Source organism: Agrobacterium sp. lyk4-40-TYG-31 (genome assembly GCF_030209855.1).
Lineage (GTDB): Bacteria > Pseudomonadota > Alphaproteobacteria > Rhizobiales > Rhizobiaceae > Agrobacterium > Agrobacterium vaccinii.
The window spans coordinates 13,005-29,750 of the sequence record NZ_JARVRE010000019.1 but is presented as its reverse complement, the minus strand read 5'-3'; the positions used below and the strand labels follow the sequence as shown (position 1 = coordinate 29,750).

The 16,746-nt window shown below is 58.5% G+C and carries 15 protein-coding genes; 8 read left to right on the top strand and 7 right to left on the bottom strand.

Annotated elements, in window-relative coordinates; translation table 11 throughout:
* Nucleotides 1-7: 7 nt before the first annotated feature.
* The gene (locus QRN55_RS22690) at nucleotides 8-1,318 is read right to left on the bottom strand and encodes an HlyD family type I secretion periplasmic adaptor subunit (RefSeq protein WP_284778370.1); all 1,311 of its coding nucleotides are present in this window, start codon (nucleotides 1,316-1,318) and stop codon (nucleotides 8-10) included.
* Entirely contained in the window at nucleotides 1,305-3,122 is a 1,818-nt protein-coding gene (locus QRN55_RS22685; RefSeq protein WP_284778369.1) for a type I secretion system permease/ATPase, read from the bottom strand. Before QRN55_RS22685 ends, QRN55_RS22690 begins: the two co-directional genes overlap by 14 nt.
* 26 nt (nucleotides 3,123-3,148) lie before the next feature.
* Here QRN55_RS22685 and QRN55_RS22680 point away from each other — a divergent pair, with 26 nt between their 5' ends.
* From QRN55_RS22680 to QRN55_RS22655, 6 genes are all read left to right on the top strand, one after another.
* Nucleotides 3,149-3,319, top strand: a complete 171-nt coding sequence (locus QRN55_RS22680) for a hypothetical protein (RefSeq protein WP_233137576.1) — start codon at nucleotides 3,149-3,151, stop codon at nucleotides 3,317-3,319.
* A 103-nt stretch (nucleotides 3,320-3,422) separates the two neighbouring features.
* Nucleotides 3,423-4,166 (top strand): FadR/GntR family transcriptional regulator, encoded by a 744-nt coding sequence (locus tag QRN55_RS22675; RefSeq protein ID WP_284778368.1) that lies wholly within the window; start codon nucleotides 3,423-3,425, stop codon nucleotides 4,164-4,166.
* A 263-nt stretch (nucleotides 4,167-4,429) separates the two neighbouring features.
* Nucleotides 4,430-5,452, top strand: coding sequence for an ABC transporter permease (locus QRN55_RS22670; RefSeq protein ID WP_284778367.1), 1,023 nt, complete (start codon nucleotides 4,430-4,432; stop codon nucleotides 5,450-5,452).
* On the top strand, nucleotides 5,452-6,336 hold the full coding sequence (locus QRN55_RS22665; protein WP_284778366.1) for an ABC transporter permease: 885 nt from the start codon (nucleotides 5,452-5,454) through the stop codon (nucleotides 6,334-6,336). Before QRN55_RS22670 ends, QRN55_RS22665 begins: the two co-directional genes overlap by 1 nt.
* 3 nt (nucleotides 6,337-6,339) lie before the next feature.
* Nucleotides 6,340-7,176, top strand: a complete 837-nt coding sequence (locus QRN55_RS22660) for an ABC transporter ATP-binding protein (RefSeq protein WP_284778365.1) — start codon at nucleotides 6,340-6,342, stop codon at nucleotides 7,174-7,176.
* Nucleotides 7,176-7,940 carry an ABC transporter ATP-binding protein gene (locus QRN55_RS22655; RefSeq protein ID WP_284778364.1) on the top strand — a complete coding sequence of 255 codons (765 nt, stop codon included), beginning with the start codon at nucleotides 7,176-7,178 and terminating at the stop codon, nucleotides 7,938-7,940. The genes QRN55_RS22660 and QRN55_RS22655 overlap by 1 nt, the downstream gene beginning before the upstream one ends.
* Before the next feature lie 10 nt (nucleotides 7,941-7,950).
* Here QRN55_RS22655 and QRN55_RS22650 read toward each other — a convergent pair whose 3' ends face one another.
* The 4 genes from QRN55_RS22650 to katG all read right to left on the bottom strand — a co-directional run bounded on the left by QRN55_RS22650 (nucleotide 7,951) and on the right by katG (nucleotide 13,713).
* Nucleotides 7,951-8,646, bottom strand: coding sequence for an FkbM family methyltransferase (locus tag QRN55_RS22650; RefSeq protein ID WP_284778363.1), 696 nt, complete (start codon nucleotides 8,644-8,646; stop codon nucleotides 7,951-7,953).
* A 51-nt stretch (nucleotides 8,647-8,697) separates the two neighbouring features.
* Nucleotides 8,698-10,629, bottom strand: a complete 1,932-nt coding sequence (locus QRN55_RS22645) for a putative bifunctional diguanylate cyclase/phosphodiesterase (RefSeq protein WP_284778362.1) — start codon at nucleotides 10,627-10,629, stop codon at nucleotides 8,698-8,700.
* A gap of 9 nt (nucleotides 10,630-10,638) precedes the next feature.
* Nucleotides 10,639-11,145 (bottom strand): putative pterin-binding protein, encoded by a 507-nt coding sequence (locus QRN55_RS22640; RefSeq protein ID WP_111841713.1) that lies wholly within the window; start codon nucleotides 11,143-11,145, stop codon nucleotides 10,639-10,641.
* Between the two features lie 378 nt (nucleotides 11,146-11,523).
* On the bottom strand, nucleotides 11,524-13,713 hold the full coding sequence (katG, locus tag QRN55_RS22635; RefSeq protein WP_284778361.1) for a catalase/peroxidase HPI: 2,190 nt from the start codon (nucleotides 13,711-13,713) through the stop codon (nucleotides 11,524-11,526).
* Between the two features lie 188 nt (nucleotides 13,714-13,901).
* Here katG and QRN55_RS22630 point away from each other — a divergent pair, with 188 nt between their 5' ends.
* Nucleotides 13,902-14,858 carry a hydrogen peroxide-inducible genes activator gene (locus QRN55_RS22630; RefSeq protein ID WP_284778360.1) on the top strand — a complete coding sequence of 319 codons (957 nt, stop codon included), beginning with the start codon at nucleotides 13,902-13,904 and terminating at the stop codon, nucleotides 14,856-14,858.
* Nucleotides 14,859-15,242: 384 nt separating this feature from the next.
* On the opposite strand, the gene QRN55_RS22625 is transcribed toward QRN55_RS22630, so the two are convergent.
* Entirely contained in the window at nucleotides 15,243-16,256 is a 1,014-nt protein-coding gene (locus QRN55_RS22625; RefSeq protein WP_284778359.1) for a hypothetical protein, read from the bottom strand.
* Nucleotides 16,257-16,262: 6 nt separating this feature from the next.
* Here QRN55_RS22625 and QRN55_RS22620 point away from each other — a divergent pair, with 6 nt between their 5' ends.
* Entirely contained in the window at nucleotides 16,263-16,730 is a 468-nt protein-coding gene (locus QRN55_RS22620) for a hypothetical protein (RefSeq protein WP_284778358.1), read from the top strand.
* Nucleotides 16,731-16,746 lie beyond the last annotated feature (16 nt).

Genomic DNA, 16,746 nt, shown 5'->3' with positions numbered 1-16,746 from the left:
ACGTTCCTCACTCCTCTCGAAAGGCGCGGTTGATCTGGTCTGTCAACGGTTTGACCAGATAGGACAGCGCCGTTCGATCTTCCGTTTTGATCATCGCCTCGGCGGGCATGCCTGGGACGATCCGCAAGCCTTTCAACTTGTCCAGTTCAGCCTTCGTAACCATGAGCCGGACGGTGTAGTAGCTAGCACCAGTCCTCTCGTTGGTCGCGAGATCGGCTGCGATTCGCGTCACATGCGCCTTCACCTGCGGCGTCGTTCGCTGGTTGAAAGCAGACAATCGCAACATTGCTTCATGTCCGAGGCTGATCTGATCTATATCCTTCGGCGCGATCTGCACCTCCAGCGTCAATTGATCATCTTCCGGCACGATGGACATGATGGCCTCCGCCGGACTGATGACTCCGCCCACCGTATGAACCGCAAGCTGATGGACGATGCCGGATTGCGGTGCGATGATATCGATGCGTTTCAGGCTGTCTTGCGCAGAAATCCGCCGCTCGACATATTCGCCCATCTGCGCCTGCACGTCGCTCAGTTCGCGCCCGACTTCGGATTTCAGATCCTGATCCACCTGTAGAATTTGCAGCCGCGTCTCGGAAATGCGCCCCGCCGCCTGCGCTTGATAGGCGATCTTTTCGCCCCGCTCGCCGCCAAATGTCGCCATCTGCGTCCTCAAGCCGTTCAGACGTTGGTCGGAAACGATGCCCTGCTGCTTCAGATTGGTGAGCGAGTTGATCTCCGTATTCAAAACCGCGATGCCATCCGTATACGCCACTTCCTGCGCCTTCAACCCGTCGATCTCGTGCTGAAATTGCGCAACGCGCTCCAGCAATTGCGCCTTCTTGCCCTCACGAGATTGTCTGCGAAACTCGAACAGCCGCATTTCGCTGTGAATGGCGGCGGCGACATCCGGGTCATCGCTCCGCGTTGCGAGTGCATCGGGAAAGTCGATCTGCGGCAGGTCGTCCCGCTCGGTTTCCAGCCGCGCCAGCCGTGCCGTCAGCTCATCCAGCCGCTTGGTGACGATGGCAAGGTTGGCGCGGGTCTGCGTCGCATCCAGCCGCATGACGACATCCCCGGCCTTGACGATATCGCCATCCCTCACCAAAATTTCCCCAACGACGCCACCGGTCGGGTGCTGGACTTTCTTGACGTAGGAATCCACGACGAAATGGCCTGATGCAACGACCGCACCGGATAGCGAAGTGCCCGCTGCCCATGCACCTGCTCCGCCCACCAGCACGACACCAGCAAACGCACCGGCCAAAAGGTGGTGGCGAATGGAGCGGCTGATGTCGTAAACCCTATGATTTGGCATCGTCGCGTTCCCGTGTTTCGATGGTCTCTTGCGCTGTTGCACGCAGCGGCTTGACGCCATAGGCAGTGACCGGAAAACCCTTGGATGGCCCTGGTTCAGGCGGATTTGCGCTTTTCAGCACCCTGGCAAGAACCTCGTCACGCGGCCCGAACGCTTTCTGCTGGCCGCCATCCATGACCAGCACCAGATCGACCACGCCAATCGCGCTGGGACGGTGGGCGATGACGACCGCGATGCCACCGCGATTGCGAACGGCAGCGATAGCGTTGACGACGGCAGCCTCGCCCTCCGAATCCAGGTTGGCATTGGGCTCATCCAGCACAACCAGAAACGGTAGCCGGTAGAGCGCACGGGCGAGCCCGATGCGCTGGCGCTGCCCCGCCGAAAGCGACGATCCCGCCTCACCGATGCGGGTTTCATATCCCTTCTCGAAGCGAAGAATGAGATCATGGGCACCAGCGGCCTTTGCGGCATCGACGATGGCTTTGTCTTCGGCATTGTCATCGAAACGGGCGATGTTTTCGGCAATCGTGCCATCGAACAATTCCACGCCCTGCGGAAGATAGCCGATGTGACGACCCAGCATTTCCCGGTCCCACTGGTCGAGGCTTGCGCCATCGATCCGCACTTTGCCCGATGCCGGTGCCCAGGCATTGACGAGGGCGCGAGCGAGCGTGGATTTGCCCGAGCCTGAGGCACCGATGATCCCAAGCGCGCTGCCCGCCCGCAGCGAAAAATTCACGCCGATGACCGTCGCCCGCTTTTCGCCGGGCGCAACGATGGCAAGGTTTTCGGCGCGCAATTCCTTCACCGGCGGCGGCAGTGCCGTCAGGTCCGTGTCCTGGGGCACATTGGCCAGCAGGTCCTGCAAACGGCTCCAGCTTTGCCGCGCCATCAGAAACGGACGCCAGTTGGCAATGGCCAGATCGACAGGCGCCAGCGCCCGACCCATCATGATCGAACTGGCAATCATGATGCCGCCGGTCGCCTCCTGACCGATGACGAGATAGGCGCCGACGCCCAGAATGGCCGATTGCAGCATGACGCGCAGCGTCTTGGACACGCCGCCAAGCCCGCTGGAAATATCGCCCGCCGCACGGTTGGCAGTCAGATAATCACCATTGGCCATGCTCCAGCGCGCCGCGATGCGCCTTTCCATGCCCATGGCCTGCACCACCTCGGCATTGCGACGCGCCCCTTCCAGCAGGGCATTGCGGCGCATGTTGTGCGTCATGGTTTCCCGCACGGGCCGGTTGGAGAGCGCATTGGTCAGAAGCGTCAGCGCAACCAGAACCACGGCGCCGACCAGCGCCGTCATGCCGATCCAAAAGTGGAAGAGAAAGCAGATGCCGAGATAAAGTGGCATCCATGGCAGGTCGAAAAAGGCGTTGGGGCCTTGGCCGGACAGGAAGCTCCTGACATTGTCGAGGTCCCGCAGCGGCTGCAACCCGTCGCCCGGCATGCGTGTCAGCAATGGCAGGCGCACCACGGCACCATGGACGCGGCCCGATAATCTGTTGTCGAACTGCTCGCCCACCCGCAGCAGCACGCGGGCGCGGATGATTTCCAGCGCCGCCTGCACCGTGAACATCGCCGCAGCCAGCACCGCAAGCCCCACCAAAGTCGGCACGCTGCCACTCGCCAGAACCCGATCATAGACCTGCAACATGAAGAGCGGCGACGTCAGCGCCAGAAGGTTGACGACGCCGCTGATCAGGGCCGTTGCCGTGATAACCCATTTGAGAGCAGGCGTTGCCGCGGCAGCTTCACGCTGCAACGGTGACCGCTTCGAAAATTCGACCAAGTTTAAATTCCGCGGGCCCAAGCAATATGTTCGACGATACCGGCAATCCACACAGCTCCGGCATCATCCGCGATCAGGATGGCCCCGGGCCCAACCGAGATGCATCATCGCGAGAGCGCACCGTGGATGTAACGAACCGGCGGGCCACGGATTTTTCAGCGCATAGTCAGGGTAGTCGCCGCCTGCCCGCGCTGTAAACCCTCATACCGTGTCAGTGGAAATTGAGGTAGACAAGAAAACTTGCATTGTGGCGCTGAGTCGCTAACATGCCAGACAGGTAACAGGCAGGTGAGGCACACAATGGACGCAGCAAGCACGACTGAGCGAGGGACTTCCCTCGCGTCCAAGATCAGCACCGCCTTACGGCGTGATCTGGTGGGCGGCGTGTTTCTGCCCGGCGACAGGCTGCCGAGCGAGAGTGCGCTGACACGGGAATATTCCGTCAGCCGAACCGTCGTGCGTGAAGCCATCGCCATCCTGCGTGCCGATGGTCTGGTCGAAGCGCGCAAGGGCGCTGGCGTGTTTGCCTTGCAGGTTCGCCAGGAAAAGGACGAGCCCTTCAAGGATTTGACCACCGAGCGCATCTCCTCCGTCATCGAGCTTCTGGAATTGCGGACCGTGTTTGAGGTCGAGTCCGCCGGTCTTGCCGCATCACGCCGCTCCGCCACGCAGATCGAAGCCATTCTGGATGCGCATAACCGTATCGGCGACTGTCTTGCGCAGGGAAACCCGACGCGAGACAGCGACTTCGACCTACACTTCAAAATCGCCGAAGCCACGCAGAACCGCCGTTTTCCAGAGTTTTTGCGCCTTATTCGGTCCGGCATCATCCCCCGTGGCGAATTGCAGGGTGCCGAGCCCGGCTCACGCCCGAAAGACTATAATCTGCACTTGCAGGAAGAACACGCCCGCATCGTGGACGCGATCATCGAGGGCGATGCGGAGGGCGCGCGCGAACAGATGCGCATCCATCTGCGCGGAAGTCTGGAACGCTACAAGGTTCTTCTGCGTTCCAAAACCGCGCATGTGGAAGACAAGGCCTGATACCAGCCGACTAGCCTCAAAAAGCTTCACCGACACCCATGGTATCAGGTCTCTGACCCGCACATGGCAATGCCGCGCGGAATCTTTCTTCTACCGGGAAGGGAGAAATGCAAAACCGCAAGACCCCTGCCTAGCAACGTCTTTCCAACACATGTCACCACCCTATGAGCCGCGCTTGACAGATAAGACGACATGTGACAGGTTTTGCAAAACTTGTCAGACATGAAGCGTTCGCTTCCGGAGGACTGGCAGAGGGAGGAACAATGACCATTCGGAGCCCGCGCCTTGCCGGCGTGGTAGGGCAAATCGGCACCATCGCCATCACGTTGCTCGGCCTGCTTTTGCTCACCTTCTTCATCGGACGCCTGATGCCTGCGGATCCTGTTCGCGCCATCGTCGGTGAAGATGCGACCCGCGAAACCTATGAGCAGGTTTTCCGCTCGCTGGGTCTAGACAAGCCGATCTGGCAGCAATTCTTCTATTATCTCGGCGATGTCTTCACCGGTAATTTCGGCACATCCATCAGAACCGGCCAACCTGTCATTCAGGATATCCTGCATGTCATGCCCGCCACCATCGAGCTTGCCACCTTCGCCATCATGATTGGCGCAGGCCTTGGCGTGCCCATGGGCGTCTTTGCCGCCGTCAACAAGGATCGCTGGCCCGACCATCTGGTTCGTGTCGTCAGCCTGTTCGGTCATTCCATGCCCATCTTTTGGACAGGCATGATCGCGCTGATCGTCTTTTACGCGAAGTTGGACCTTGTCGGCGGCAGCGGTCGCATGGACCAGTTCTACATCGGCCTTGTCGATGAGCGCACGGGTTTCCTGCTGATCGACAGCCTTCTGGCGGGAGACATGGATGTCTTCTGGTCCGCCGTCAATCACCTCATCCTGCCCGCCTCACTGCTGGGCTATTCCTCTTCCGCCTACATCACGCGCATGACCCGCAGCTTCATGCTCGACCAGTTGGGACAAGAATACGTAACGACGGCGCGGGTGAAGGGGCTTTCCAGCCGCCAAACCATCTGGCGGCATGCCTTTGCCAATATTCGCGTGCAGCTCGTCACCATCGTGGCGCTTGCCTACGGCTCGCTTCTGGAAGGTGCGGTGCTGATCGAAACGGTGTTTGCGTGGCCGGGCTTTGGCCAGTACCTCACCAGCAACCTGATCACCGGTGACATGAATGCCGTGATGACCTGCGTTCTCATCGTCGGCGTCATCTTCATCGGCCTCAATCTCCTGTCCGATATTCTGTATCGCTTCTTCGACCCGAGGACACGCTGATGACCGCGCAAGCAGAAAAAATCAGGCTCCCAGCCTCCGTAAATGCGCTGAAGAACATCTTTCTCTTCCTGTTGCGCAGCCCCACCTCGACCTTCGGGCTCATCGTCCTTGCCATCCTGATCCTCGCCGCCATCTTCGCACCGCTGATCGCCACGCATGACCCCTACGTGCAGGATCTGACAAATGTGCTGAAAGCACCGGGCGATGGCCATCTGTTCGGCACCGACGAACTGGGCCGAGACATTTTCAGCCGCCTCATCTTCGGTGCACGCATCACGCTCACCATCATCTTTCTCGTCTCTATCGTGGTCGGCCCCATCGGGCTCATCATCGGCACGGCGTCTGGCTATCTCGGCGGCAAGTTCGATACGGTCATGATGCGCATCACCGATATCTTCCTGTCGTTCCCCAGCCTCATCCTGTCCCTGGCCTTCGTTGCCGCACTGGGCCCTAGCCTCAACAACGCGATCATCGCGATTGCGCTGACCTCGTGGCCGCCGATTGCCCGCCTTGCCCGCGCCGAAGCGATGACATTCCGCAACGCCGATTATATCGCCGCCGCAAGACTTCAGGGCGCATCGCCCATGCGCATCATCGTCAAGTCGATCATGCCCATGTGCCTACCGTCGGTCCTCATCCGCCTGACGCTCAACATGGCAACCGTCATCCTGACCGCCGCCGGTCTCGGCTTTCTCGGCCTTGGCGCACAACCACCCTTGCCGGAATGGGGCGCGATGATCGCCACGGGCCGCCGCTACATGCTGGATAACTGGTGGCTGGTCACGTTCCCCGGCGTCTCCATCCTCTCTGTCAGCCTTGCCTTCAACCTTCTGGGCGATGGATTGCGTGATGCGCTCGATCCCAAGCAGATGAACCGGAGATAAGCCATGGAACGGACCATTCTGGACGTCGAAAATCTCCGCATTCGGTATGGCGGCTCCCCAACGGAAGCCGTGCGCGGCGTGTCTTTCACACTGGGCCGTGAGAGACTGGGCATCGTCGGCGAAAGCGGCTCCGGCAAGTCCACCGTCGGACGTGCGCTTTTGCGCCTCCTGCCGGGTGCGACAATCACTGCCGATACGCTTCGGTTCGACGATGTCGATCTCTTGTCGCTGTCTGAAAAAGAGATGCTGAAGATCCGCGGCAGACGCATGTCGATGATCCTTCAGGACCCGAAGTTTTCGCTCAACCCTATCAGGCGCGTCGGTGATCAGGTGGCCGAAACCTATCTGCGGCATTTCAGATGCACGAAAGCGGAAGCCAAGATCAAGGCGCTGGTCATGCTGGAAGCGGTCAAAATCCGTGATCCCGAACGGGTCTATGCGCAATATCCGCACGAGATTTCCGGCGGCATGGGCCAGCGCGTGATGATTGCGATGATGCTTCTGGCAGACCCCGATTTGGTGATTGCCGACGAACCGACCTCGGCGCTGGATGTCACGGTGCGTTTGCAGGTTCTCAATATTCTCGACGGGCTGGTCCGCGACCGTGGCATCGGCCTGATCATGATCAGCCACGATCTCAATCTGGTGCGCAATTTCTGCGATCGCGTTCTCATCATGTATGCCGGTCAGGTGGTCGAAACCCTGTCGGCCCGCGATCTCGATAGCGCGCAACATCCCTACACACGCGGCCTTCTGGCAGCCCAGCCCCGCATCGGCGGCAGCCGTTCGCCGCTTGCCGTGCTTGACCGTCGCCCGGAATGGCTGGAGGAAAAAGTCTGATGTCAGTGTCCGTCGAAATCAGAGATTTGTCGATCACCTTCGGCGATGGCCCGGCCGCCGTCAAAGTTCTGCCCTCGGTGTCCTTTTCGGTCAAACCAGGCGAATGCTTCGGCTTGGTGGGTGAATCAGGCTCGGGCAAATCCACCGTGCTGCGTTGTGTCTCCATGCTCACGGATTTCTGGAAGGGCGAGGTTCTGATCGACGGAAAATCGGTCCGCGACATCCCGCTGATAGACCGTTGCCGCACCCTGCAAATGGTCTTTCAGGACCCTTACGGCTCGCTGCACCCGCGCCAGTCGGTGCGCACCGTTCTGAACGAGCCCCTGACCATCCACAAGCTCGACAACAAGGAAGAGCGGATGCGCAAGGTCATCACCGATGTCGGTTTGCCGGTGTCGTTTCTGGACCGCTTTCCGCACCAGCTTTCCGGCGGTCAGCGCCAGCGTGTTGCCATTGCCCGCGCGCTTATTCTCGAACCATCGCTGCTATTGCTGGACGAGCCGACGTCGGCGCTCGACGTCTCCGTTCAGGCGGAAATCCTCAACCTGCTCCAGCGCCTGCGGGAAGAGCGCGGCTTCACCTACATCATGGTCACCCATGATCTGGCGGTGGTGGACCACATGTGCGACCGCTTCGCGGTGATGCTGCGCGGCGAAGTCACCGAAATCCTGCCAAGAAGCGCGATTGCCGATAACGGCGCAACGCACCCTTACGCCCGCGAGCTCATCGGCGCATCGCTGGAATATGAGGGCGCGAACGCTTGAGAGACGAGCCTCAATCCACGTCGGGATCGTATTCTCTCGGCGTGTCGTCTTTCGAAAACAGCACACAGGGTCCGCGTGAGCCGCGCGGATCATAGGAATAGCCCTTCAGCGCCAGCGCCTGTGTAATGTCGCGGATGCCTGCCAGATGGTAGAGGTGGTCGTGCAACTCTACGAAGATGCGCTCCACGCCCTCCAGCTTGGCATTCTGCAACAGGTCGTGCTCGGCCCCTTCGATATCCATCACCAGCGCATTGATGCGATGGTGAGCAATGAACGCGTCGATATTCTCTGAGGGGATTTCGATCCGGTGTTCGTAAGGCCCCTGATTTTCATCCATGGATGACATCCACAGGTCCTTGCGCACGTAAAACGGATGCACATGCGGCGCGTGGGCCGTCAGCAAGCCTTGCGAAAACACCACATTGTCAGGGCAGTTGGCCTTGATGACCCGCTCAGCCAGCGCTGCGGTTCCCGGGTTGGCCTCGAAAGCCCAGACCGACACGTCCTCGATGCCGGCAATGATGGAGGTAATGATGCCTATGCCGGAGCCCAGTTCCAGCACGCGGTCGCCGGGCTTGATGGCTTTGAAAATGCTGCGGGCTTCTTTCGCCTCGTAGCTGCCATCCTCCAGCGCTTTCCAGATGACGGGAGAAACCTCTGTTCTTGCCAGATCCAGTTTCACCCCGTGCACGTCAAGCCGTTCCATTTTCAAAATTCCTTTTGGGCAGCGCCCTGATATAAGCCAGTTATCGATGGTTCAAATCGCGCGGCGAAAGACATTCAGCCTGTCGGCAGGTGACGGTCTTCCGATCAGATAGCCCTGCATCTGATCGCAGCCAAGACGGGTCATGCAGTCGAATTGTTCCTGCGTCTCGATCCCCTCCGCAATCGTCGTCATGCGCAGGCTCTTGGCCATGCCGACAACGAACTCCACAATCGCCAGCGCATCCGTGTCGGTCGCAACATCGCGCATGAAGGACTGGTCGATCTTGATCTTGTCGAAGGGCACACCGCGCAGATTGCCCAGCGACGAATAGCCGGTGCCGAAATCGTCCATGGCGATCTGGATGCCGACATCCTTCAGCTTCTGAAGCGTGTCGAGCGTCTGTTCACTCCTGTTCAGCAGCACGGATTCGGTGATTTCCAGTTCCAGCCTGCTGGCATCCAGCCCACTCTTGTCCAGAGCATCAACCACATTGTTGATCAGGCTCGTGCTGTGAAACTGAACGGGGGACAGATTGATCGCCACCTTCAGATCACCCTTCCAGGATTTGGCTTCCTGACAGGCCGTGTCCATCGCCCACTTGCCCAGCGAATGGATCAGGCCGGTTCGCTCAGCCACGGGAATGAAGGCGGATGGCGGCACGCTGCCGCGCACGGGATGCGTCCAGCGCAGCAGAGCCTCAAAGCCGCATATTTCGCGGCTATTGGTCAGCATTTGCGGCTGGTAATAGACTTCCATCTCATTGTTCTGCACAGCCGTTTGCAAATCCGCCTCGAAAGAGCGTTTCTCGGTCAGTTGCTGCTGCATATGGACCTTGAACACGCTGACGCGTCCCGGCCCCATCCGCTTGGACTCGTAAAGCGCAAGGTCGGCGCGCTTGAACAGCTCGTCGGCATTGGTGACATCGCTCGACACGGCAATGCCCACACAGGTGCCGATCTTGATTTCAAGCTCGCCCAGATTATAGGGGTGACTGATCTGCGCTATCAGCGTGTCGGCAAAGCCAATCGCCTCGTCTTCGTTTAGACCGCTGGTGATGACAGCGAACTCATCGCCACCCAGACGGCAGACCATATCCCCATTGCCCAACAGCGACGACAACCGCGTTCCGACCGCCTGCAACAGCGCATCACCGACGTCGTGACCCAACGTATCATTGATGTCCTTGAAACCATCGAGGTCCAGCAAAAGAATGGTCGCCGTGCGCTTGTCTGCCGATGCCAGCCTGTCGTTCAATTCCTTGCGGAACAAGGACCGGTTGGGCAGTTCTGTCAGCGCGTCGTGATAGGCGTCGTGCTCAAGCCGCGCATTGTTTTCCTTCAGCTCCAGCGTCGCTGCGCGCAGATCGTCGGTGAGGCCTCGCATATCCTTGTGGGCGCGGTCGAGAAGATTGTTGTGGCGGTTCAGCAGAAGAATGAGCGCGACACCGCAGACGATCAGGCCGCCAGCCAGCCCGGTGAAGATCATGTGCAACGCGCGCACTTCGGAATGCGCGTTATCGACAACGGCGACATCATAGGCAACGGAGGAGGACGCAAGGGTCGTCAGGGGCCCATCCAGCTCCCGCATCGTTTCCAGTATCGGCTTGACGGCGGCGGGCTGTAGCGTGTCGATCTGGCCGTCGAGATCATGCAGAACGGTGTTCAGCGAAGCGACCAGTTCCTTCCACTCGGGTCGCTCGGCAATGAAGGCTCCCAGATTGCCCTGGTTGAGAAGCTCCAGCCTACCCAGCATCAAATCCATGCGCAGGCGCAGATTGTCACGCGTGACTAGCTCCGGGTCCATCAGGAAGCCATAGAGATTGTTCTGGAGGCGCAGATATTCCGAAACGGTCTGGCTTACCGCCCATGAGTCATTATATCTGGCAAATTTCTGTAGCGCGGTTTGCCGCTGCGCAATGACATAGGCTATATAGCCCGTCGCCAGAACGAAGCAGCAAATGATAACCGCCAATACTTTGCGCAATCGGCACCTTTATTCGACTTTAAGCTTTGCAACCTGCCACGCGGAGCGGGTGTAATATGTTTGTGTTTGAAGCTCTGCAGAAGTATCATAGGGATATATCACGAAGAGTGGGCCTTTTTCACGGACCTCCATATAATTTCCGTCCCGCTTCATGGCCAATATGACATTGAATTTGTCGATGTCGGACATGGGCAGCGTACTGACATAATCGTTGAGCGCAACTGCCGTCACTGTCGTACCCTTGGCACCCACGAACTCCAACAGTTTTTTCAACGGCACGCCTTCGAATCGCGTCAGCCCGTCATACCATGGCGAATGCGTTTCGACCGTGACAAGGCCGATCGCCTCCAGCATGTCGCGGTCGAATGTCGCGACACCCTTGCCGTTGGTGTTGGCGATGTTGCCGGAGATCGACAGAATGGGTTTGCCCGCTGGCTGTGGCAAACTGTCCGCATGAGCAGAAGACAGCCATGTGAGTGCCAACATGGCGCTGAGAATGAACCGCACGATAGGCATAGACTTGTTCCCTCGATAGAACCGCCCGGGCTGACTTCCGTCAAACATCGGATCCTGCTCAAACCTTATATCAGCAATTCACGATATGCGTGATGAGATTTTTTCCCAAAGTGCAGGCTGAAGAACCGGACGTCAGATCGAGCATTCAGCCGAGACCGCGACAGCACCAAAGCATGATAATGGATATCTAATGTTTGTGATCACGGTTAGCGAAATCGTAAAAAAATCTGAAAATGGTTGAGGAAAATTAAAGACATAGCCACCGGACGTGGCAGTCGCCACGCCCGGTGCTATCTACGGTTAAATCTGAGGGGGGTATCGTGCCGCTGCCTTCCAGCAACGGCACACTCTGAGCGAATCGCTGTTACCAGCGCCGCATCAGACCAGATCGAAACGATCTGCGTTCATCACCTTGTTCCAGGCAACCACGAAGTCCTTGACGAACTTCTGCTTCGCATCCGAGGACGCATAGACTTCCGACAGGGCGCGAAGCTGGGAGTGCGAGCCGAAAATCAGATCGACGCGTGTGCCGGTCCATTTCGTTTCGCCGGTCTTGCGGCTGCGTGCCTGGTAAACGCCCGTCTGGCCAGCCACCGGCGACCATTCGAGGTCCATATCCAGCAGGTTGACGAAGAAGTCGTTGCTGAGCACGCCCACGCGGTCGGTGAACACGCCGCTGGCAGGCTCACCGATATCGAGCACACGCAGACCACCCACGAGAACAGCCATCTGCGGTCCCGTAAGCGTCAGAAGCTGGGCCCGGTCCACGAGTGCTTCTTCCGGCTTCATGAACTGATGGCGCGTTTTGCTGACATAATTGCGGAAACCATCCGCACGCGGCTCGAGCGCTGCGAAGGACGCAGCATCCGTCTGTTCCTGCGATGCATCGGTACGGCCCGGCGTGAACGGCACGGTGATGTCGTTTCCGCCTGCCTTGGCAGCCTTCTCGATACCGGCCGCACCGGCCAGAACGATCAGGTCGGCGAGCGAAATCTTCTTGCCGCCGCTCTGGGCCGCGTTGAAGTCGCGCTGGACGCCCTCCAGAACGCTGAGCACCTTTGCAAGCTGCTGAGGCTCGTTGACTTCCCAGTTCTTCTGCGGCTCCAGACGGATACGCGCACCGTTTGCACCGCCACGCTTGTCCGAACCACGGAACGACGAAGCGGAGGCCCAGGCCGTCGCAACCAGTTCCTTGACGCTGAGACCGGTCGCGAGAACCTTTGCCTTGAGATGCGCGATATCGGCATCGTCCACCAGCGGATGGTCGACAGCGGGAACGACGTCCTGCCAGATCAGGTCTTCCGATGGCACTTCCGGTCCGAGGTAGCGTGCCTTGGGGCCCATGTCGCGGTGGGTCAGCTTGAACCAGGCGCGGGCAAAGGCGTCAGCGAACTGATCCGGGTTTTCGAGGAAGCGGCGCGAAATCTTCTCGTAGGCCGGGTCAAAACGCAGAGCCAGATCGGACGTCAGCATTGTTGGAAGATGCTTGGTCGTTGGATCATAGGCATCAGGAATCGATGGCTCGGCATTCTTGGCTACCCATTGCTTTGCACCGGCGGGGCTCGTCGTCAGTTCCCATTCGAAAGCGAAGAGGTTTTCGAAGAAGAAGTTGCTCCACTGCGTCGGTGTCTGCGTCCACGTCACCTCAGGGCCACCGGTCGTGGTATCCTTGCCGATGCCGGTGCCGAAGGAGTTCTTCCAGCCCAGACCCTGCGCTTCCAGCTCACCGCCTTCCGGCTCCGCACCGATCAGCGACGGATCGCCCGCGCCGTGGGTCTTGCCGAAGGTATGGCCGCCTGCGATCAGGGCCACCGTTTCTTCATCGTCCATCGCCATGCGGGCAAAGGTCGAGCGAATGTCGCGGGCAGACGCCAGCGGGTCCGGGTTGCCGTTCGGTCCCTCGGGGTTAACGTAGATCAGACCCATCTGCACAGCGCCCAGCGGCTCTGCCAATTCACGCTCGCCGCTGTAGCGCTCATCGCCCAGCCACGTGCCTTCCGGGCCCCAGAACAACTCTTCCGGCTCCCACACATCGGCGCGACCACCCGCGAAACCGAAGGTCTTGAAGCCCATGGATTCCAGCGCGACGTTGCCGGTCAGGATCATCAGATCGGCCCAGGAAATGCTGTTGCCGTATTTTTGCTTGATCGGCCACAACAGGCGGCGGGCCTTGTCGAGGTTGGCGTTGTCAGGCCAGCTGTTGAGTGGCGCGAAACGCTGCTGACCGGCACCGGCGCCACCACGACCGTCGGTAATGCGGTACGTGCCCGCGCTGTGCCACGCCATGCGGATGAAGAGACCGCCATAGTGGCCGAAGTCTGCTGGCCACCACTCCTGGGAATCGGTCATGAGAGCATGCAGGTCGCGCTTCACCGCATCCAGATCAAGCTTCTTGAACGCTTCCGCGTAATCGAAATCCTTGCCCAGCGGGTCCGAAAGGGACGAGCCATTGTGCAGGATCTGAATGTTGAGCTGGTTCGGCCACCAGTCCCGGTTTGCACGAACGGCTTTGGGTGTCTGGCCGTGGGCTACGGGACATTGGCCCGCGCTGTCGGTTTTCTGGTCCATAATGGTCTCCATATCACTTTTGAGTGGGCGTTTGAAAAGGCTCTTGCTGTTAAAATTGCAGGATTTCAGTCGACCTTGATCGCGTTTCCACGACCTCAGCGAAAATGTAACCTCGCCTCAAGACCTTTTAACGACTGACGGCGATAAATTTAAGTTGGATTTACTGATCGATGCGATAATCTCAGCTTATGAAAAATCTGACACTGAAGCAGATGCGCTATTTCGAAGCGCTTGCGCGTCACCGCCGCTTTCGGCTGGCCGCCGATGCCTGCGCCATTTCCCAGCCCGCGCTTTCCATGCAGATCAAGGAGATGGAGGCGGACGTTGGTCACGAGCTGTTCGAGCGCAGCGCGCGGGACGTCAAGCTGACGGCATTCGGCGAGACCTTTGCGGTGCGTGTGCGTGAAATCCTGCGTGCCGTCGATGAGTTAGCGGAACTGGCGCGCGCCTCCAAGAACGCCTTCCTGTCGCGCCTGCGGATCGGCGTCATTCCCACCGTGGCGCCATACCTTTTGCCTACGATCATCAATGACCTCAACAGAACCTTCGAGGGCATCGAAATCCAGATCCGGGAAACCCAGACCGCCCGTCTCCTGGAGGAGTTGAAGCAGGGCGATCTCGATCTCGCCATCGTCGCGCTGCCGATATCCGAACCGTCCCTGACCGAACTGAAATTGTTCGATGAGGAATTCGTCCTCGTCAGGGGCCGCGAGGATGAGGGCAAGCCGGTGCCGGAGCGGACCACGCTGCCGAAGATGCGGCTTCTGCTTCTGGAAGAAGGCCATTGCTTCCGTGATCAAGCTCTGTCCTTCTGCCATGTCGGCTCTTCGCAGCCGCGCGAAGTCATGGAAGGCAGCTCACTCTCCACGCTTGTGCAGATGGTCAGCGCTGGTATCGGCATCACCCTCATCCCGGAAATGGCCGTGTCAATGGAAACCCGCTCCGCCCATGTTTCCGTCTCGCATTTCGAAGCCCCCGCCCCGGTTCGCAGCATCGGCATGATCTGGCGAAACTCCACGCCTCTCAGCAGGCAATTGCGAGAAATCTCCGAGGTTATCAGGCGCTCGACAGAGCGCATGCGCGAAACAAAGAGCGAAATGCAACCGGGAAAGCTCGCCGCAACTGACCGCCCGCATTTAAGGTGAATCTCGCAAGCAGTTGATATCGTTCGACCTTCCGCAAAAATTCGAATCACGAGCCGCAAAAAACTGAATCTGAGGGAACGACCCGGCTACCGAACGGCGGATCAAAAAAATCTGGGCTAGTTCACACTTTCCGACTTTGGCTCAGAGAAACATCAATGGTCGCTATCGCGTAATTCGATCAGAGGAAATGCCGATGAAAAACAAATGAGGTTGGTGGTAAAGCGCGGATCGTCGACATGATAACTGTGCAAGACGACTAAGCCGCAAGGTAGCGTAATTTGACTAAGCGGCCCTTATGGCTGGGGCGGATTGGGGATATGTCGCGAAAGAATTAAACGTTTGAAAAGGCGCGCAAAGCTGTGAATGGGCAATCTTGCACGTCGCTCACCTGTCAAGGCTACTCAACACGTCTTTCCGACGCCATATCTCACGCGCGACGTCGCGCGACACATGTTTTATGCCGGCCGTCTTGCACCAGCGAATTGCATCCTCCTTGGTGTAGGGCAAACGGCGCTCCTTGAGGAGCAACTGCACATCGGTCGAGAACAGGTACAGTTCGGTCATTTTTAATATGTCGGCCTCGTAAAATTCAGTCGGTATGAGATCCAGCTCGATTAGTGTACGAACCTGAAACTTGTGCCAACCGAAGTCTGCAAAGACTTCTGTCTGACGTAAAGGTATGGCGCGCTTGGACAGTCCCAACGCTTTGGTGACAGCTAGAGGCGAGGACACGCACAGGTTTGCAAGCAGGCGAAAGGTCTTCTTTTGCCACACCCTCAACCTCCCGGATAAAATGCAGTTTGCAATGTCGAGCCATGTCGTTGGCGACCTCTCCGCTAAGCGTAGAACGACGTCGCTTATGGTAAGACCCTTCCCCTCGAAATGCGGCTTGTCAGCATTCCCGCTGATAGCTTGGCAGAGATCCTCTATCGTCTGGATGTCGAAATCGTACATCGCCCGTGGTGACCTCAACGGGTGCCTCCCGGCTTTCAGCAAGCCCGCGTCAACGAAGTTCGTCATGTCAGCATAGGGGATACCCAACCGAAGTTCGGCAGTGGAAAAAGGCACCATCAACCCGCAGTCCCTTTTTACCGACGCGATATCCTTTGCTCTGTATCTGATCGCTCCTTTGTTGTCGTTCGGTCGATCTGACTTCAAGGAGAACGCTTTGAGATGTCTCGCGACGGTATCTTCGGAACAGCCGAGTTCTAGCGCAGCCTGCTTTTGATTGATCAGGACGTCGGAACTATAAACGTCGAAAACTTCGCCTGAACGGCGTCGCGAGGTGATCACCTTATTATCCTGCATCGCCTGCTTCAGGATTTCGCGGACAGGCTTCCGATCTAGGCCGTCTCTGGCGATTGCCAACGCGCCAAGTTCCTTCTGCGTCTCGGACATCCAATCTTGACACGTTTGCGCTTCACGCATCCTATCGGCGAATTCGTGAAACGCCTTAGGCCATCCGAGCAGTACACGGCCCGCCTGCGCAAGATTCTCTGGATCGGTGGAATCCACGGAATGTCGGCCAAGGCGACCAATCAATCTGCTGTCACCGAAGTTGTCCCGGCGATATTCCGCGCGACACAATGCAAGAGCGAGTTCGAACAAATCGCCTCTGGACGTGTGTTGAAGGTCTTCATGAAGCGCCCGTTGAGGGGGATCGGCTTCCTGCCGACAAGGATCCACCAAGCTTGTTACAAAATCGAGCGCTTGCTCGTCGCTTACCTCTACGCGTGGCTGGGGAAAATCTCTCAGGTCGACGGAGGGACGCTCAAATCCCTCCTCATCGATACAGGTACAAGAGGGACACGACCAGACCTCATGGATGTCGGTAAACGAAAACCGCTTTTCGCATACTGGGCAATGGTCTAAAAGCTGTTCACGCGTG